Annotated in this window: 15 protein-coding genes; 12 read left to right on the top strand and 3 right to left on the bottom strand. The window is 64.6% G+C overall.

Annotated features, from left to right (window positions below; all coding sequences use genetic code 11):
- The first annotated feature begins 142 nt into the window (after positions 1-142).
- From AC0QDI_RS05560 to AC0QDI_RS05530, 7 genes are all read left to right on the top strand, one after another.
- On the top strand, positions 143-370 hold the full coding sequence (locus AC0QDI_RS05560; protein WP_474666057.1) for a hypothetical protein: 228 nt from the start codon (positions 143-145) through the stop codon (positions 368-370).
- A complete protein-coding gene (locus tag AC0QDI_RS05555; protein WP_474666055.1) occupies positions 367-2,439 on the top strand; it encodes a PrkA family serine protein kinase in 2,073 nt (690 codons plus the stop codon). Before AC0QDI_RS05560 ends, AC0QDI_RS05555 begins: the two co-directional genes overlap by 4 nt.
- A 1-nt stretch (position 2,440) precedes the next feature.
- Positions 2,441-4,729, top strand: a complete 2,289-nt coding sequence (locus AC0QDI_RS05550) for a PrkA family serine protein kinase (RefSeq protein WP_474666053.1) — start codon at positions 2,441-2,443, stop codon at positions 4,727-4,729.
- Positions 4,720-6,048: a YeaH/YhbH family protein gene (locus AC0QDI_RS05545; RefSeq protein WP_474666051.1), complete on the top strand. Its 1,329-nt coding sequence runs from the start codon at positions 4,720-4,722 to the stop codon at positions 6,046-6,048. Before AC0QDI_RS05550 ends, AC0QDI_RS05545 begins: the two co-directional genes overlap by 10 nt.
- Complete coding sequence (locus tag AC0QDI_RS05540; RefSeq protein ID WP_474666049.1) at positions 6,041-8,059, top strand: SpoVR family protein; 2,019 nt, start codon at positions 6,041-6,043, stop codon at positions 8,057-8,059. The genes AC0QDI_RS05545 and AC0QDI_RS05540 overlap by 8 nt, the downstream gene beginning before the upstream one ends.
- 218 nt (positions 8,060-8,277) lie before the next feature.
- A complete protein-coding gene (locus tag AC0QDI_RS05535; RefSeq protein WP_474666047.1) occupies positions 8,278-9,303 on the top strand; it encodes a HEAT repeat domain-containing protein in 1,026 nt (341 codons plus the stop codon).
- Between the two features lie 62 nt (positions 9,304-9,365).
- Positions 9,366-9,755: a secondary thiamine-phosphate synthase enzyme YjbQ gene (locus AC0QDI_RS05530; protein ID WP_474666045.1), complete on the top strand. Its 390-nt coding sequence runs from the start codon at positions 9,366-9,368 to the stop codon at positions 9,753-9,755.
- A gap of 100 nt (positions 9,756-9,855) precedes the next feature.
- Here the strand turns inward: AC0QDI_RS05530 and AC0QDI_RS05525 are convergent, their stop codons facing one another.
- Positions 9,856-10,521: a glycerophosphodiester phosphodiesterase gene (locus AC0QDI_RS05525; RefSeq protein ID WP_474666043.1), complete on the bottom strand. Its 666-nt coding sequence runs from the start codon at positions 10,519-10,521 to the stop codon at positions 9,856-9,858.
- A 184-nt stretch (positions 10,522-10,705) separates the two neighbouring features.
- On the opposite strand from AC0QDI_RS05525, the gene AC0QDI_RS05520 reads away from it, so the two are divergent.
- Entirely contained in the window at positions 10,706-11,152 is a 447-nt protein-coding gene (locus AC0QDI_RS05520; protein WP_474666041.1) for a response regulator, read from the top strand.
- Positions 11,153-11,228: 76 nt separating this feature from the next.
- Complete coding sequence (locus AC0QDI_RS05515) at positions 11,229-11,963, top strand: SDR family oxidoreductase (RefSeq protein WP_474666039.1); 735 nt, start codon at positions 11,229-11,231, stop codon at positions 11,961-11,963.
- Positions 11,964-11,985: 22 nt separating this feature from the next.
- On the opposite strand, the gene AC0QDI_RS05510 is transcribed toward AC0QDI_RS05515, so the two are convergent.
- Positions 11,986-13,335: a sodium-dependent transporter gene (locus tag AC0QDI_RS05510; RefSeq protein ID WP_474666037.1), complete on the bottom strand. Its 1,350-nt coding sequence runs from the start codon at positions 13,333-13,335 to the stop codon at positions 11,986-11,988.
- Between the two features lie 350 nt (positions 13,336-13,685).
- On the opposite strand from AC0QDI_RS05510, the gene AC0QDI_RS05505 reads away from it, so the two are divergent.
- Both AC0QDI_RS05505 and AC0QDI_RS05500 read left to right on the top strand, forming a co-directional pair.
- Positions 13,686-15,230 carry an acyl-CoA carboxylase subunit beta gene (locus AC0QDI_RS05505; protein ID WP_474667296.1) on the top strand — a complete coding sequence of 515 codons (1,545 nt, stop codon included), beginning with the start codon at positions 13,686-13,688 and terminating at the stop codon, positions 15,228-15,230.
- Between the two features lie 4 nt (positions 15,231-15,234).
- Positions 15,235-15,603 carry a DUF8022 family protein gene (locus AC0QDI_RS05500; protein WP_474666036.1) on the top strand — a complete coding sequence of 123 codons (369 nt, stop codon included), beginning with the start codon at positions 15,235-15,237 and terminating at the stop codon, positions 15,601-15,603.
- 143 nt (positions 15,604-15,746) lie between these two features.
- Here the strand turns inward: AC0QDI_RS05500 and AC0QDI_RS05495 are convergent, their stop codons facing one another.
- Positions 15,747-16,907 carry an SPFH domain-containing protein gene (locus AC0QDI_RS05495; RefSeq protein WP_474666034.1) on the bottom strand — a complete coding sequence of 387 codons (1,161 nt, stop codon included), beginning with the start codon at positions 16,905-16,907 and terminating at the stop codon, positions 15,747-15,749.
- A 268-nt stretch (positions 16,908-17,175) separates the two neighbouring features.
- Between AC0QDI_RS05495 and AC0QDI_RS05490 the strand changes: the two genes are divergently transcribed.
- A complete protein-coding gene (locus AC0QDI_RS05490; RefSeq protein WP_474666032.1) occupies positions 17,176-19,014 on the top strand; it encodes an acetyl-CoA carboxylase biotin carboxylase subunit in 1,839 nt (612 codons plus the stop codon).
- Positions 19,015-19,156: the final 142 nt, after the last annotated feature.

Here is a 19,156-nt window from a genome sequence, read left to right as displayed (position 1 = left end):
AAGGCTAAGTACCTGGATTACTCACTCATTAAATACTATCGGTATCCGTTCGGCGGACCGATCCACTCCGCGCCCGTCCCCGGCGCACCGTTGTCCGCGGCCAGCGGGGTCACCGCACGACATCGAGTGGAAGAGACGACACATGACACGCAATATAGCCGCCCGCGACGGAGTCGCGCTCCGCGAGAATCCGCTCGAGGAGGCCGGCGAGTACGACGCGCTCACGCCGGGTGACGCGACGCGACGGATTCCGACTGTTCGGCCACGAGACGCCTCGGTCGGTCGAGCGACGTCCGCTCACGTCGTCCGCAGACGAACGGACGACTGCACTGCAGACGGGAGAACCCCGCAACTGGCAATGATACCATGACCGGTGACATCGAGACACTCGAGCAGCTCAGTACGGATTACCAGGAATCGATGCCCGCAGACCTGCGGGAAACCAAGTCCTTCGACTGGTACCTCGAAGCGGTGTACGAGGACCCGAAGATCGCCCGCAACGCCCACCAGCGCGTCGCGGACATGTTCGACTACTACGGCACCACCTACGACGAGACCGAAGGGGTAGTCGAGTACCAGCTCGCGAGCGAGGACCCGCTGGGCGACGGCGAGAACACCTTCTACGGGAAGGTAATCCACCAGTCGATCCACGAGTTCGTGAACAAGGTCAAATCGGGTGCTCGACGCCTCGGCCCCGAGCGCCGGATCAAGCTCCTCCTCGGTCCGGTCGGCTCCGGGAAGTCCCACTTCGACAAACAGGTCCGCAAGTACTTCGAGGACTACACGCTCAGGGACGACGGCCGGATGTACACGTTCAGGTGGATCAACCTCTGTGACGTGATCCAGGACCAAGACCCGGCCGACGACACCGTCCGGTCACCGATGAACCAGGATCCGCTCGTCTTGCTCCCCGTCGAGCAGCGCCAGCGGGTCATCGACGACCTCAACGAGAACCTCGACGCGCCCTACACCATCCAGAACGAACAGGCGCTGGACCCCGAAAGCGAGTTCTACATGGACCGGCTGCTGGCGTACTACGACGACGACCTCCAGCAGGTCCTCGAAAACCACGTCGAGATCGTCCGCTTCGTCGCCGACGAGAACAAGCGTCAGGGCCTCGAGACGTTCGAGCCCAAGGACAAGAAGAACCAGGACGAGACGGAGCTGACCGGCGACGTCAACTACTCCAAGATCGCCATCTACGGCGAGAGCGATCCGCGCGCGTTCGACTACTCGGGGGCCTTCTGTAACGCCAACCGCGGCATCTTCTCCGGCGAGGAGTTGCTCAAACTCCAGCGGGAGTTCCTCTACGACTTCCTCCACGCGACCCAGGAGCAGACGATCAAACCCAAGAACAATCCGCGGATCGACATCGACCAGGTGATCGTCGGCCGGACGAACATGCCCGAGTACAAGGACAAGAAGGGCGACGAGAAGATGGAGGCCTTCAACGACCGCACCAAGCGGATCGACTTCCCGTACGTCCTCAGCTACGAGGACGAGGCCAGCATCTACGAGAAGATGCTGAGCAACGCGGACGTCCCCGACATCAACGTCGAGCCCCACACCTTGGAGATGGCGGGCCTCTTCGGCGTCCTCACGCGCATCGAGGAGCCCGACACCGAAACCGTCGAACTGCTCTCGAAGGCCAAGGCCTACAACGGCGAGATCGACGAGGGCGACGACATCGACATCAAGAAGCTCCGCGAAGAGGCCGAGGCGACGGCCGAGATCGGCGAGGGAATGGTCGGCGTCTCACCCCGGTTCATCGGCGACGAGATCGCCGAGGCCATCATGGACTCGAAACACCGCCAGCGCGGGTTCCTCTCGCCGCTGACGGTGTTCAACTTCTTCGAGGAGAACCTCGAGCATCACGGCTCGATTCCGGAGGACAACTTCGAGAAGTACTACCGCTACCTCGAGACCGTGCGCGAGGAGTACAGGGAGCGAGCCATCGAGGACGTCCGCCACGCGCTGGCCTACGACCTCGACGAGATCCAGCGCCAGGGCGAGAAGTACATGGATCACGTGATGGCCTACATCGACGACGACACCATCGAGGACGAGCTCACGGGCCGCGAGCAGGAACCCGACGAGACCTTCCTGCGCAGCGTCGAGGAGAAACTCGACATTCCCGAAGACAGGAAGGAGGACTTCCGACAGGAGGTTTCGAACTGGGTCTCCCGCCGTGCGCGCGAAGGTGAAGCGTTCAACCCGCAGGACAACGAGCGCCTGCGCCGCGCGCTCGAGCGCAAACTCTGGGAGGACAAGAAGCACAACATCAACTTCTCCGCGCTGGTGAGCGCCAACGAGTTCGACGACGACGAGCGCTCCGCGTGGATCGACGCGCTGATGGAACAGGGCTACTCCGAAGGCGGAGCCAAAGAAGTGCTCGAGTTCGCCGGCGCGGAGGTCGCCAAAGCAGAGATGGAAGACTAACATGGCACGAGGAACCGACTACGTCCGCGACGCCGACCGCGCCCTCGAGGAGACCTACGAGGAGCCGATGCACCTCGCGGCGTACGTCGACCGCATCTTCGAGAACCCCTCGATCGCCTCCCACGCTTCGAAGTACCTCCTCGAGGCGATCGAGGCCGCCGGCACCCGGACCGTCGTCGAAGAGGGCGAGGAGAAGGAGCGCTACCGCTTCTTCGACGATCCGCACAACGACGGCGAGCACGCGATCCTCGGCAACACCGAGGTGCTCAACGGGTTCGTCGACGACCTGCGGTCGATCGCCGCGGGCCGGGCGAAAGACGAGAAGATCATCTGGTTCGAAGGTCCCACGGCGACCGGCAAGTCCGAACTCAAACGGTGTCTGGTCAACGGGTTGCGCGAGTACTCGAAGACGCCCGACGGCCGCCGCTACACCGTCGAGTGGAACATCTCGACCGCCGACGCCGGCGAGCGCGGCCTGAGCTACGGGGGCGACGCGAGCGCCGGAGACGAGCAGAACTGGTACGAGAGCCCGGTGCAGGCCCACCCGCTGTCGGTGTTCCCCGAGAACGTCCGCGAGGACCTGCTCGAGCGTCTCAACGCGGAACTCGACGATCACGTCCCCGTGCAGGTCGACGCGCAACTCGACCCGTTCTCCCGGGAGGCGTACGACTTCCTCGAGGAGCGCTACCGCCGGGAGGGCGAGGAGGAACTGTTCTCGGCGATCACGGACGAGGCCCACCTCAGGGTGAAAAACTACGTCGTCGACGTGGGACAGGGCGTCGGCGTCCTCCACTCGGAGGACGACGGCCCGCCCAAGGAGCGCCTCGTCGGCTCGTGGATGCACGGCATGCTCCAGGAACTCGACTCGCGGGGCCGGAAGAATCCCCAGGCGTTCAGCTACGACGGCGTGCTCTCGCAGGGCAACGGCGTCCTCACCGTCGTCGAGGACGCCGCCCAGCACGCCGACCTCCTGCAGAAGCTGCTGAACGTCCCCGACGAGCAGTCGGTGAAACTCGACAAGGGGATCGGGATGGACGTCGACTCCCAGCTGCTGATCATCTCGAACCCCGACCTCGAGGCCCAGCTCAACCAGCACTCGGATCGCAACGGGATGGACCCGCTCAAGGCCCTGAAGCGCCGGCTGGACAAACACCGCTTCGGTTACCTGACGAATCTCTCGCTCGAGACGGAGCTGATTCGCCGCGAGTTGACCAACGAGACCTCGGTCTGGGAGGCCGAGAGCTACGACGAACTCGAGGATCGGATCCGCGCGCCGGTGACGGTGACGGTCAAAGGCCAGGACGGCCGGACGCGGACCCAGGAGTTCGCGCCCCATGCCATCGAGGCGGCCGCGCTGTACGCGGTCGTCACGCGACTGGACGAGGAGAACCTCCCGAACGGGCTCGATCTGGTCGACAAGGCCCGGATCTACGATCAGGGCTACCTCCAGGAGGGCGATACCCGCCGGGAGAAAGACGAGTTCGACTTCGACGACGACGGCAACGACGGCGACCACGGCATTCCCGTCACGTACACGCGCGACACGCTCGCCGAACTCCTCCAAGCGGATCTCGACCGCCACCACGCGGAGCTGTCGGTCGAGGACGTCGTCATGCCCCGCGACGTGTTGAACGCCATGGTCGAGGGGCTGGCCGACGCGCCGGTCTTCTCGACGGGCGAGCGCTCGGAGTTCGAGAACCGCGTCGTCCCCGTGAAGAACTACGTCTACGACCGACAGGAGTCGGACGTCATCGAGGCCATCATGCACGACAAACGCGTCGACGAGGAGACCGTGGCCGAGTACGTCGAACACGTCTACGCCTGGGAGACCGAGGAGCCCCTGTACAACGACCGCGGGGAGCGCGTCGAGCCCGACCCGCTGACGATGAAGCTGTTCGAGATCGAGCATCTGGGTCGGTTCTCCGAGGCCGAATACGAGGGGAACCTCCCCCGCGAGAGCGTCCGGAACTTCAGGCGCGAGAAGGTCATCACCTCGCTGAACCGCCACGCCTGGGAGCACCGTAACGAGGATTTCTCCGTCGAGGACGTCGATCTCACCGCGATTCCCGTGATCAAGACCGTCCTCGAGAGTCACGACTGGGACGACGTCGAGCGGACCTTCGAAGACTTCGACCCGCGACAGTGGAGCGATCCGCCCGGCGGGACCGAGACGGAGGCGGTCAAGGAGGGGACGATCGAGACTTTGGTCTCCCTCTTCGGCTACTCCGAGGCGTCGGCCGAACTAACCAGCAGACACGTCATGGGACAGGTGAGCTACAGATGGGACTGAGAGACGACCTCGAGCGATTCCGCGAAGTCGGCGAGGAGCGCCGCGAGGACCTCGCCGACTTCATCCAGTACGGCGACCTCGGGCAGAGCCGGCCCGGGGAGATCAACATCCCGGTGAAGATCGTCTCGCTGCCGGAGTTCGAGTACGATCAGCGCGACAAGGGCGGGGTCGGACAGGGCGAGGACGGCACGCCCGACACCGGCCAGCCGGTCGGCCAGCCCCAGCCTCAGCCGGGCGACGACGACGGCGAGGACGGCGACCCCGGTGAGGAGGGCGGCGACCACGAGTACTACGAGATGGACCCCGAGGAGTTCGCCGAGGAACTCGACGAGGAGCTCGGCCTCGACCTCGATCCGAAGGGGAAGAAAGTCGTCGAGGAAAAGGAGGGCCCGTTCACCGACCTCACCCGCTCCGGTCCGAACAGCACGCTCGACTTCGAGCGGATGTTCAAGGAGGGGCTCAAGCGCAAGCTCGCGATGGACTTCGACGAGGAGTTCCTGAAGGAACTCTGTAAGGTCGAGGGGATCGAGCCCCGCGAGGTCTTCGAGTGGGCCCGCGGCGAGAGCCTGCCGGTGTCGATGGCGTGGGTCGAAGAGGCCTACAGCAACGTTCCGGACGACGAACGCGGCACGTGGGCCTCGATCGAGGAGGTCGAAAACGAGGTCGAGCGCGAAAGCGTTCAGCAGAAGATCCGCCGCGAGGGGATCAAACACGTCCCCTTCCGTCGCGAGGACGAGCGCTACCGCCACCCCGAGATCATCGAGGAGAAGGAGAAGAACGTCGTGGTCGTCAACATCCGCGACGTCTCCGGCTCGATGCGCGAGAAGAAGCGCGAACTCGTCGAGCGGACCTTTACCCCGCTGGACTGGTACCTGCAGGGCAAGTACGACAACGCCGAGTTCGTCTACATCGCCCACGACGCCGACGCCTGGGAGGTCGAGCGCGACGAGTTCTTCGGCATCCGCAGCGGCGGCGGCACGAAGATCTCGAGCGCCTACGAACTCGCCGACCAACTGCTCGAGGAGTACCCCTGGAGCGACTGGAACCGGTACGTCTTCGCGGCGGGCGACTCGGAGAACTCGAGCAACGACACCGGCGAGCGCGTGATCCCCCTGATGGAGGAGATCCCGGCGAACCTCCACGCCTACGTGGAGACCCAGCCCAGCGGGAACGCGATCAACGCCACCCACGCGGAGGAGCTCGAGCGCCACTTCGGCACCGACGCCGAGGACGTCGCGGTGGCCTACGTCAACGACGAGGCGGACGTGACCGACGCGATCTACGAGATCCTCTCCACGGAGAGTGATGACAATGAGTAATTCGGACAGATTCCGCAAACAGGCGATCGCCAGCGATCTCGAGGAACCGGTCGAGGAGGCCAGAAACCTCGCGGAGAAGCTCGGCTTAGAGCCCTACCCGGTGAAGTACTGGATCATCGACTACGACGAGATGAACGAGCTCATCGCCTACGGCGGGTTCCAGAGCCGCTACCCCCACTGGCGGTGGGGCATGCAGTACGATAAGCAACAAAAGCAGGGCCAGTACGGCGGCGGGAAGGCCTTCGAGATCGTCAACAACGACAACCCCGCCCACGCGTTCCTCCAGGAGTCGAACACGATCGCCGACCAGAAGGCGGTTATCACGCACGTCGAGGCCCACTCGGACTTCTTCGCGAACAACGACTGGTTCGGGATGTTCACGAGCGGCCGCGCCGACGAGGACCAGGTCAACGCCGCGGCCATGCTCGAACGGCACGCGCGGGCCATCGACGAGTACATGTCCGATCCAGAGATCGACCGCGCCGAGGTCGAGAAGTGGATCGACCACTGCCTGAGCCTCGAGGACAACATCGACCAACACCAGGTGTTCAGCCGACGCCTCGACATCGACGGGCCGGCCCGCGAGGAACTCGACGAGGACCTGGCCGAGAAGTTAGACGAACTCGAGCTCTCCGACGAGATCAAAGGGGAGGTGTTCGACGAGGCGTGGGTCGAGAAACTCGAGGGCGAGGACGTCGCGGCGAACTTCCCCGAGGAGCCACAGAAGGACGTGCTGGCGTTCGTCCGCGAGCACGGCAAGCAGTACGACGCCGAAGCCGGCCGGGGCGTCGAGATGACGGAGTGGCAACGCGACATCCTCGACATGATGCGCGCGGAGGCGTACTACTTCGCCGCCCAGAAGATGACGAAGGTGATGAACGAGGGCTGGGCCGCCTACTGGGAGTCGACGATGATGACCGACGAGGCCTTCGCCGGCGACGACGAGTTCCTGAACTACGCCGATCACATGGCGAAGGTGCTGGCCTCCGGCGGCCTCAACCCCTACAGCCTCGGGATGGAGCTCTGGGAGTACGTCGAGAACACGACCAACCGGCGGGAAGTCCTCGAGGCCCTCCTGCGCGTCGAGGGGATCTCCTGGCGGAACCTCACCGAGGTCGTCGACTTCGACGAGGTGCTCGACCGGCTCGAGCCGCCGAACGCAATCGAGACCATCACCCCCGAGACGCTCGATCAGCTCGAGGACGTTCCCGACGAGTGGGTCGACCGCGAGGCGCTCGAGCGGGCTCGAGACGGTGAGATCGACGTGTCGAAATACCCCTGGAAGGTGTTGACCAACGAGGGAGTCGCTCGCCGGCACTACTCGCTGGTCAAGCGCCAGAACCGCGGCTTCCTCGCGCGGGTCACGCAGAACGAACTCGAGCGGATCGGCCGCTACCTGTTCGACGATGCCCGCTATTCGTCGGTCGCAGAAGCGCTCGAGGACGTCGACTTCGCCGCCGGCTGGGACCGGATGTTCGACGTTCGGGAGAGTCACAACGACGTAACCTTCCTCGACGAGTTCCTGACTCGGGAGTTCATCACGGAGAACAACTACTTCACCTACGAGCACTCGCAGGCGACCGGGCAGTTCCACGTCGCCAGCGACGCGGCCGAGGACGTCAAGAAGAAGCTCCTCTTGCAGTTCACCAACTTCGGGAAGCCGACGATCGCGGTCTACGACGGCAACTACAACAACGCGAACGAACTCCTGCTCGGCCACCAGTACAACGGCGTCATGCTCGATATCGGACAGGCCACGGAGACCCTCAAGCGGATCTTCGAACTCTGGGGACGGCCGGTGAACCTGCTGACGATCGTCAAGGAGATCGACGAGCACGACATCGAGGTCGCCAAGCGACGGAATCGCGAGCCCGAAGCCGAAGAGCAGGGTAAACTGATCCGGTACAACGGCGAGACGGTGACGACGGAGGACGTGCCGTGGGAGGAGGTCGACCATCTCGCGGCCGACGACGTCGACTACGACACCAAGCCCGAGGAGTGGCTCGCTTAGGGACGCTCGTCGACCGGCCCGTTTCGCGACTCTCGACGAACGGATCGCGCCGGATCGAGCGATCGATACGTCGAGCCCGAGCGACCTGCGTTCGATCTCGAGCGCCGATAGTTCGACTCCGAACAGCTCGTAATTCGACGTTTTATCGCCCGAACAAAGGCTATTTGACCGTCATTCGGCCAGAATGCTTTTATAGACCATCTCCAATGCAGGAGACGATGGATGGGGAATGGGACGAGGCCGTCCAGCCCCGGGGCCGGGGGGCCGCGGGGGTCGATCTACCGTCGCTACTCGCACAACTCGACGAACAGGAACCGGCCGAACAACGGGCTGCAGTCCGCCGAATCCGCACTGCGATCGACGAGCGCGGCCAGGCGGCGGCGTACGTCCCGACGGTTCCGAAACTCCGGACGCTGCTCCGGCGTCCGGCGATCGATTTCCGCGATGATATCGCCGCCTGTCTCGCCGATCTGGCAGCCGAAGCGCCGACCGATGTCGCGCCCTCTGCCGGATCGATCGTCGCCGTCGCCGTCGAGAACGCCGACGAACCGATGGCGGAGGAGTTACTCCGATGTCTCGCCGCTGTCGCGGCCGAGCGGCCGGACGTGATGGTCGAGCACGCACCGGCGATCACCGACGTGCTCGAACGGCGAAACGGCTCCGATCGGTGGGGGATCCGCATACTCGCGCACATCTCCCGGGAGGACCCGGCAGCGATCGAACCGGCCGCATCGGTTCTCAGCGGTGCGCTGGCGGGGGACCCGATCGAAAACGGGTCGCCCGCGCTCCGAGCGCTCGGCCGACTGGCGCGCTCCGACGCGGCGCTGCCCTCCCTCGAGTTCGTCGCAGAGGCCGCCGCGCTCGCGGATCACGACGACGCGCCGTTGCGATACGACGCGATCGGCTGTCTCGGCGACGCGGCTCGGCGCGATCCCGCCGCAGTCGAGGCGGTGTGTGCCGACCTCCGGCCGGCGCTGTCCTGCGACGATCCCGATACTCGCGCGATCGCGGCCGTCGCGGTCAGCCGCGTCGCCGCCGGCGTCGAAACCGCAGTCGAACCGGTTCGCAGCCAGTTACTCGAGTTGCTCGCGGACGACCACTCGCACGTGCGGGCGAACGCTTGCGTCGCGCTCGGCCACGGCCGCGTCGACGCGGCCGTCCCGCGTTTGCAGACCCTCGCGAGCGAGGACCCGGCTCCGAACGTGCGCGACCGCGCCGCGTGGGCCGCGACGCAACTCTCGTAGGGACGTGCCGGTTCGCAGTGCGGACCGTAACGCAGTCTATTCTCGCGGCCGTGTCGTCGCGCATGGCGTTTTCCGTCGAAACCGAGTCGCGGCTGACGACCGTCGACGTGACCGATCGCATCGCAACGGCCGTTCCCGACGACCTCGAGTCGGGAGCCTGCACGGCTTTCGTCGAGCACACGACGGCCGGCCTCGTCGTCCAGGAAAACGAATCGCGGCTTCGCGGCGACCTCGAGTCGTTCCTGAGAGACCTCGTTCCGGACGTGGGCCACGCGCACGACGAATTAGACGGCAACGCGGACTCGCATCTGCGGGCCGCGCTGATCGGTCCGGACGCGACGATTCCGGTCGAGGACGGAGAGTTGGCGCTGGGGACGTGGCAGTCGGTGTTGCTCGTGGAGTGCGACGGGCCGCGAACGCGGACGGTGTCCGTGACCACCGTCGGCGACTAATTGCTGGCTGCGCGGCGCAACGCGCCGCGCTGCTGGTCGCTCGCGGGGACACTCCGTGCGACCTGACCGCAGCGGGACGTCCGTCACCTGCATCGAGCGGTCACACGTCGATCGGCCGATCCGCCGAAACGTACTCGACGCCGCGGCGGGCGAGCAGCTTCGCCACCGCTCGTCGTTCGATCGTCCACGCGTGGACCTCGAGTCCCACCGCCGTCGCCCGCGACGCGACCCGCGTCGCCAGACAGCGCCAGTAGCTCGCCCCGATGACGTCGCAGTCGAGTTCGACCGCCGTCGTGACCGGCGTCTCGAGGTGCCGACTGACGAGCAGCCCGATCGGTCGATTCGGGTCGCGGTCGCGAATCGTCCGCAGTTCGGAGACCAGAAACGAGGTGAGGACGACGCGGTTGGCGAGGGCCGCGCCCTCGAGAGCGGCGAGGACGTCCGCGGCGATGCCGGACTCTTTGAGTTCGATGTGGACCTCGACGGTCGGCGGAAGGACCTCGAGCATCGCCGCGAGGGAAGGTATGCCGTCACCGGACCCACACACAGAGCGAGCGGAGAGTTCCTCGAGGGAGGCGTCCGCGACGGTCCCGGTGCCGTCGGTGACGCGGTCGATCGTCTCGTCGTGAACGACGACGAGTTCGCCGGAGCCACAGCGCCGAACGTCGAACTCGACGGCGTTAGCGCGGTCGGCCGCGGATCGAACGGCACTGATCGTATTTTCGGGGGCCGTCGCGGCGAATCCTCGATGCGCGATGAGCCGCATACTGTGTTCATCGGGCCTCGACGACTTTATTCGAACGTTCGTTCGCAATCGTCGCCTCGGAGCGATCGGTACCGCTCGAGTCCCAAATTGTGTAGCGAGTAGCCTTAACCGAGTCCCATCACAAGGGAGAATTGATTACTGAATTGCATGAGAAAGTAAATAATTTGGCAGTTCTACCGCCGCTATGAGCGGTCGACGCGACGAGCCGATCGACGTACTCCTCGTCGAGGACGACGACGATGACGTCCGCCTCGTTCGGGAGGCGTTCGCCGGATTGGCGGTCGAGTCCACGATTCGCGTCGCCGACGACGGCGCGGCGGCGCTTTCGCTCCTCACCGGCCGCGACGGCGAGCCGCGGGTCGTTCCGGATCTCGTCCTGTTGGATCTTGACCTCCCTCGGATGAACGGCCTCGAACTCCTCGAGGCGCTAACGGCCGAGCCCGAACTCGCGCGGCTCCCGGTGCTCGTGTTGACGCGATCGACGGACCTGGCGGACGTTCGCGCGAGCTACGATCTGGCGGCTAACGCGTACCTCACGAAGCCGACGGAGCCGACGGAGTACGCGGAGATGGCGGAAGCGATCGCCGAGTTCTGGTTCCGCCGAGCGGCCCTGCCGCCGACCGATTCGTAACGGCGGCCCGTCTCCGCCGTCGACCGATCGCCGACGGCCCCCGCCTTTGATGCGAGCGGGCCACACACTGTCTGGTATGTCAGTCCAGACCGAGTTCGACATCGACTTCGACGGAACCGTCGCGGTGATCACCGGTGCCAGCGGCGCGCTCGGCAGCGCCGCCGTCGATCGCTTCCTCGAAGCGGGCGCGACGGTCTGTGCCGTCGACGTGGTCGCGCCGGACGACGAGGACAGCCTGCTCGAGCGCGACCCCGCCGACGAATCGGAGTTCGAGTTTCACGAGGCCGACCTCACGGACGAGGACGACGTGGCAGGCCTGATGGAATCGATCGCCGACGACCACGGTCGGATCGATCACTTGCTGAATATCGCCGGAACGTGGCGCGGCGGCGATCACGTCGAGGACACCGATCTCGAGGAGTTCGAACTCCTGCTAGACGTCAACCTGAAGACGGCGTTTCTCGCGTCGAAACACGCCCTGCCCCACCTCCAGGATGCGGCGGGATCGATCGTCAGTATCAGCGCGCGGTCCTCGCTCGAGGGCGGCGAGGGCGACGGCCCCTACCGGATCACGAAAGCTGGTATTCGACTGCTGACGGAGACCCTCGCCGAGGAGAACCGCGGGACGGTGCGGGCGAACTGCGTCATGCCGAGCGTGATCGACACGCCGATGAACCGGGAGATGATGCCCGACGCGGATCACGACTCGTGGGTCGACCCGCTCGAGATCGCGGACGTGATGGCCTTCCTCTGTAGCGACGGGGCGGCGGTGACGAGCGGAGCAGCCGTGCCGGTCTACGGCGAGGCCTGAATCGGCGAAAACGGACCGCAGTTTAGCCGAGGATACCGCTGATCGCCTCGTACGCACCGATCGCGTTCAGTCCGAGGATTACGACCAGCGTGACGATGACGGGTACTCGAAGGGCCCAGATCCAGGCCGTTCCCCACCCGCCGAGGTTTCGGATACCTTTGCCGAGTTCCTCGAGGCCGATATCGGTCTTGACCCAGCCGATGTAGATGGATAACAACAGTGCTCCGAGGATGAGCAGAATGTTGTTAGCGAGTTCGTCGTAGACCGTGAGCCACGAGAGGCTTCCGTCATACGCGACGGGAACACCGAAGAGGAATATCGCGGTCCCGATGAGAAGAGTCGCCGGGACGCGATCGACGCCTCGTTCGTCGATCAGGTAGGAAACGACGACTTCCAGGATACTGATCGCGCTCGAGAGCGCCGCGATGGTGACGGTACCGAAGAAGATCGCTCCGAGAACGCTGCCGAACGGAATGTTGCTAAACGCCTGCGAAAGCGCGATGAAGATGAAACCCGGACCGTCGCCGATTGCGACGATTTCGGCGACATCGAGGTCGCCAGAGAAGAGGACCGGGAACGCGACGAGCCCGACGGTGAACGCGATCGCCGTGTCTAATCCGACGATGATGACGGCGTCTTTGGCGAGGTTACGGTCCTCTCCGAGGTAGGATGCATACGTGATCATCACACCCATCCCGAGCGAGAGCGTGAAGAACGCCTGTGCGGCTGCTGCGGGTAAGATACTAGTCCAGTTCGCGGCAATAGTACCCAGGTCGGGTGACAGGTAGTACGCGTAGGCTTCCCCGGCATTCGGGAGCGTTCCGGCGTAAACTGCCAGGCCGGCCAGCAGGATGATGATCGCGGGAACCATCAGCTTCACGGAAAATTCGATACCGCGCCGGATACCGAACCCGACGACGGCGATGACGGCCGCCATGAAAATCGCGTGTGTGAGAACCGACATCATTCCTCCGGTTGTTGCTCCGAACTGCGCCGCACCGTCTGCGGCATAGTTCCCTTGCAGTCCGTAAACGGTGTACTGCAAAACCCAGCCAGCGACGACGCTGTAGTACGAGAGGATAACGAAGCCCGCGACGATGAACACCCATCCGATCCGCTGCCACGAACTCGTGCCGATCTGTTTGAGCGCACCGACGGGATTCCGATCCGTGTACCGGCCGACAGTGAACTCGACCAGAATCACTGGGAACCCGATGACCGCGATCAATGCGAGGTATACGACAAGGAACGCCGCTCCGCCGAACTCACCGACTTGATACGGAAATCTCCAGACGTTACCTAATCCCACCGCACTGCCGACCGCGGCGAGGATGAACCCGGTTCTCGTTGCCCATGTTTCGCGTTTTACCATGGTTTATCCCTTTCTCACCATGCCTTAAAACCTTACATTCGATGTTTATATTCAGTATTTCCTCCTTTCACCCCCACATGCCATATTCCATGCCATATTTATTGACGAATCGGAAATGTAGGGCGTGCTACTCAGCCACAATGTGAACGTACCCCACACTTGATGATCGTCGGATCGTTCGACCCGTGCCTTGGCCTCGTCCGAACGGCGGTGTCGCCGGTCGGCGACCGTCCGTGTGGCACGACAACACTCGAACCCTCATGGGAAATAATACGAGTTACAGAACGTTTTTTATTCAGGTGACCGTTGCCCCGGGCAATGAGTCGACACGGGAGGGTTCACCTATGACGATGGAAGATCGCATCGACGAACTCGAGGAACTCCGCGAAGAGGCCCGCAAGGGCGGTGGCGAGGCGCGGATCGAAAAACAACACGACAAGGGGAAGATGACCGCCCGCGAGCGGATCGACTATTTCCTCGACGAGGGCACCTTCACGGAGTTCGACCAGCTCCGGACCCACCAGACGAGCCAGTTCGGGATGGAGGAGAAGAAGGTGCCCGGCGACGGCGTCGTCACGGGCTACGGCGAGGTCAACGGACGGACCACGTTCGTCTTCGCCCACGACTTCACCGTCTTCGGGGGCTCGCTGGGCGAGGTCTTCGCCGAGAAGGTCTGTAAGGTCATGGACATGGCGATGGAGGTCGGCGCACCGGTCATCGGACTCAACGACTCCGCCGGGGCCCGCATTCAGGAGGGCGTCAAGAGCCTCGCGGGCTACACCGAGATCTTCCGCCGGAATCAGGAGGCCAGCGGCGTCATCCCACAGGTTTCGGGGATCATGGGGCCGTGTGCCGGCGGCTCCGTCTACTCGCCGGCGATCACCGATTTCATCTTCATGGTCAAGGACACCAGCCACATGTACATCACCGGCCCCGGGGTCACCAAGACCGTCACCGGTGAGGAGGTCTCCCACGAGGAACTCGGCGGTGCGATGACCCACTCCAACAAGACCGGCGTCGCCCAGTTCGCCTGCGAGAGCGAGGAGCAGGCGCTCGACGATATCAAGCGGCTCCTCTCCTATCTCCCGCAGAACAACGTCGAGGACCCGCCTCGAGTCGAGCCGTGGGACGACCCGGACCGCCGCGACGACCAGCTCAAAGACATCGTTCCGCCGAGTCCGCAAAAGCCCTACGATATGACAAACGTCATCGACAGCGTCGTCGACGAGGGCTCGTTCTTCGAGGTCGCGGACAACTTCGCGAAGAACATCGTCGTCGGTTTCGGCCGACTGGACGGCCGCTCGGTCGGCCTCGTCGCCAACCAGCCCCGAGTCAACGCCGGCACGCTGACCGTCGACGCCTCGATGAAGGGGTCGCGGTTCGTCCGCTTCTGTGATTCCTTTAACATCCCGATCGTCACCTTCGTCGACGTCCCCGGCTACATGCCCGGCACCGATCAGGAACACCGCGGGATCATCCGTCACGGCGCGAAACTCCTCTACGCGTACGCGGAAGCGACCGTTCCGCTGCTGACCGTCATCACCCGGAAAGCCTACGGCGGCGCCTACTGCGTCATGGCCTCCAAGAACCTCGGCGCGGACGTCAACTACGCCTGGCCGACCGCCGAGATCGCCGTCATGGGTCCACAGGGTGCGGTCAACATCCTCTACCGCGAGGAACTCGCCGAATCCGACAACCCGGACGAACTCCGCGACGAACTCATCGACGAGTACCGCGAGGAGTTCGCCAACCCTTACACCGCGACGGACAAGGGCTTCCTCGACGACGTCATCGTCCCGACGGAAACCCGCCCGCGACTGATCGACGACCTCGAGATGCTCGAGACCAAGCGCCAACAGAACCCCGACAAGAAACACGGCAACATCCCGCTGTAGTCAGATGACATCCCAGCAACAGACGACGGCCGACGACGGCGGACGAGCCGACGGCGACGGGAACGGCGAGAGGGCGGCCGAAGGCGACGGCTCGACCGGATTCGACACGGCCCTACCCGGCGACGTCGCCGTCGACCTACCCGACGACGCCGACGAGGACGAAGCCGCGGCCATCGCGGCCGCGATCGGTGCCCACCTCCACGATCACGCGCTCGCGGCCGCGGCGGCGGCGGCTGATGGCGAAGAGACGTGGGACGACAAGCGCTGGGCGTTCGCCGGCCGAGTCCGCGCACAGCAACACCGTACCGTCCGCGTCCCGCGCGATGCACCGACCGATCCGTGGTCGGCCGCAGGCCGAACGAAACAGTTCTGAACGCGCTCGATGCACTAGCTTTCGGCCCGTGCTCCTCCATGACGATGCGTCCGAGCGATCACGAGCGGACGAGCACTCGAGCTGAGAGATCCGTGGACTCGAGCGGGTGGTAAGTGTGAGAAGCGAGACAGAACCGCGCAGCGCTACTCCGAATCGGATCCCAGTTCGGGTTCCGGTTCAGCTTCGTCTTCCGTCTCCGACATGGTGATCGGCTCGTCGGCCGCCATTCCCACGTCCTGTCCTTCCTTGATCGCTCGAGCCTGCTCTTCCATCGCTTCGACGTCCATCTCCGCCTGTTCGTCGATCTCGCCGATGATGTCCGCGATGTCGTCGAGGCCGATCAGCTCCCGGGTCTCGTCGTCGAACTCGAGACTCTCGAGGTCGGTTCCGTTGCCCTTCACGTCGCTGCCGGAGAGGTGCTTGCCGTAGCGGCCGACCAGCGAGGTGAGCTCCTGGGGCATGACGAAGGTGGTCGACTCGCCCTGGCCGATCTCGGCGAGCGTCTCCATCCCCTTGTCGATGACGGCGCGCTCGCCCATCGATTCGGCGGAGCGCGCGCGCAACACGGTCGAAATCGCGTCACCCTGGGACTCGAGAATCTGGCTCTGTTTCTCCCCCTGGGCGCGGATGATGTTCGACTGCTTGTCACCCTCGGCTTTCTCGACGGCGCTGCGGCGTTCGCCCTGCGCCTCGAGGATCATCGCGCGGCGGCGGCGCTCGGCGGAGGTCTGTTCCTCCATCGCGCCCTTGACGCCGGCGGAGGGCGTCACCTCGCGGACCTCGACCGATTCGACGCGAATACCCCACTCGTCGGTGGGCTCGTCGAGCTCGGTCCGAATCCGCTCGTTGATCATCTCGCGCCGGCTGAGGGTGTCGTCGAGTTCCATGTCGCCGATCACGGCGCGCAGCGTGGTCTGCGCCAGATTCGAGACCGCGCGCTGATAGTCGTCGACCTCGAGGAACGCGCGTTTGGCGTTCATCACCCGAATGTAGACGACGGCGTCGGCGGTGACCGGCGAGTTGTCGCGGGTGATCGCTTCCTGCTGGGGGACGTCCAGCGTCTGGGTTCGCATGTCGAACGTGTAGATCCGCGAGACGAACGGCGGGACGATGTTCAGTCCCGGCTCGAGCAGTTTGCGGTACTCGCCGAAGACGGTCAGCGCGGCCCGGTCGTAGGCGTCGACGATCTCGACCATCTGCCAGACCGTGATCACGACGAGGAGGAGCCCGATCGCTCCGACGAGGAGCAACGGCTCCTCGAGCACCGATTGGGATTGCATCGGACCGACTGCGAACTCGTACATTGTGCGTTCTAGCGGTCGGAACCGGATAACGATTGCCCATAACTAGCATACGACGGTCCGTCGCATGCGAGTCGAGTCAGCCTCGATTCACCGAGCGCTGCTCGAGGCCGTCGGTTCGTCGCTCGGTGGTGTCGACGATTCGCGCCTGCGGGTCGCTCGGGACCGGCGGTCGTGTCCGGAGTCGGCGTCGTCGACTGGCAAAATATGTCGCGTTCTCGAATCCGTTGCGAAAAAGTAAGGTAGGGCCCTCACGACTGTTTCCACAGGAATGTTCAGGAAGGTTCTCGTGGCAAACCGCGGGGAAATCGCAGTCCGCGTTATGCGAGCGTGTGAAGAGTTGAACATCGGAACCGTCGCCGTCTACTCCGAGGCCGACTCGGACTCGGGGCACGTGCGCTACGCCGACGAGGCGTACAACGTGGGGCCGGCTCGCGCGGCCGACTCCTATCTCGATCACGAAGGGGTCATCGAGGCCGCCCGGAAAGCCGACGCCGACGCGATCCATCCCGGCTACGGCTTCCTCGCGGAGAACGCGGAGTTCGCAGGCAAAGTCGAAGATGCCGACGGGATCACGTGGGTCGGTCCGTCCAGTTCGGCGATGGAATCGCTGGGCGAGAAGACCAAAGCCCGCACGATCATGAACGAGGCAGACGTCCCCATCGTTCCCGGGACGACGGACCCCGTCACCGACCCCGAGGAAGTCAAAGAATTCGGCGAAAAACACGGCTATCCGATCGCCATCAAGGCCGAAGGCGGCGGCGGTGGCCGCGGGATGAAGGTCGTCTGGGACGAAAGCGAGGTCGAAGACCAACTCGAGAGCGCCCAGCGAGAGGGAGAGGCGTACTTCGACAACGACTCGGTCTACCTCGAGCGCTACCTCGAGAAGCCCCGTCACATCGAGGTTCAGATCGTCGCCGACCAACACGGTAACGTGCGCCACCTGGGCGAGCGCGACTGCTCGCTGCAGCGACGCCACCAGAAGGTCATCGAGGAGGGGCCGTCGGCGGCCCTCTCGGACGAACTGCGCGAGAAGATCGGCGAGTCCGCCCGTCGCGGGGTCGCCGCAGCGGATTACACCAACGCCGGCACCGTCGAGTTCCTCGTCGAAGAGGAACCCGGACGGGACGGCGTCCTCGGTCCGGACGCCAATTTCTACTTCCTCGAGGTCAATACGCGGATCCAGGTCGAACACACCGTCACCGAGGAGATTACCGGCATCGACATCGTCAAGCGACAGATCCGGATCGCCGCCGGCGAGGAGATCGATTTCGCACAGGACGACGTCGATATCGACGGCCACGCGATGGAGTTCCGGATCAACGCCGAGAACGCGGCCAACGACTTCGCGCCCGCGACCGGCGGGACCCTCGAGACCTACGATCCGCCGGGCGGCGTCGGCGTCCGACTCGACGACGCGCTTCGGCAGGGCGACGAACTCGTCACCGACTACGACTCGATGATCGCGAAGCTGGTCGTCTGGGGCGAGGACCGCGACGAGTGTATCGAGCGCTCGCTGCGCGCGCTCCGCGAGTACCAGATCGAGGGGATCCCGACGATCATCCCGTTCCACCGGCTGATGCTCACCGACGAGGAGTTCGTCCAGAGCACGCACACCACGAAGTATCTCGACGAGGAACTCGACGAGACGCGCATCGAGGAGGCCCAAGAACAGTGGGGCGGCGACATCGGGGACGGCGGCGCGAGCGAGGACGAGGACGACGCCGTCGAGCGCGAGTTCACCGTCGAGGTCAACGGCAAGCGCTTCGAGGTCGAACTCGAGGAACACGGTGCGCCGGCCATCCCGACCGGCGACGTGTCCGCCGGCGGCCAGTCGAGTCGACCGGAGCCGGCGGGCGGCTCCAGCAGCGGCGGTGAAACCGACATTCAGGGCGACGGCGAGACCGTCGACGCCGAGATGCAGGGGACGATCCTCGACATCGAAGTCGAGGAGGGCGACGAGGTCGCGGCCGGCGACGTGCTGGTCGTCCTCGAGGCCATGAAGATGGAAAACGACATCGTCGCCTCCCAGGGCGGCACCGTCACCCAGATCGCCGTCGGGGAAGGCGATAGCGTCGACATGGGCGACACGCTGGTCGTTCTCGAGTAACGCGATATCGGACGCGCCCACCCTCGCCGCTGGTGTCGCGCTCGATCGATTCGGATTCGCTTATCCGTTCCTTCGAGGTACGGCGATTGCAGCGACCGCTGTGCGGTCCGGCTCGAGCCGCGAAAATCGGTAGCTCGAACGG

The organism is Natrinema sp. LJW11, assembly GCF_056135975.1.
Note: the sequence above shows the minus strand (reverse complement) of the source record. Positions and strands in the feature narration are given on the sequence as shown.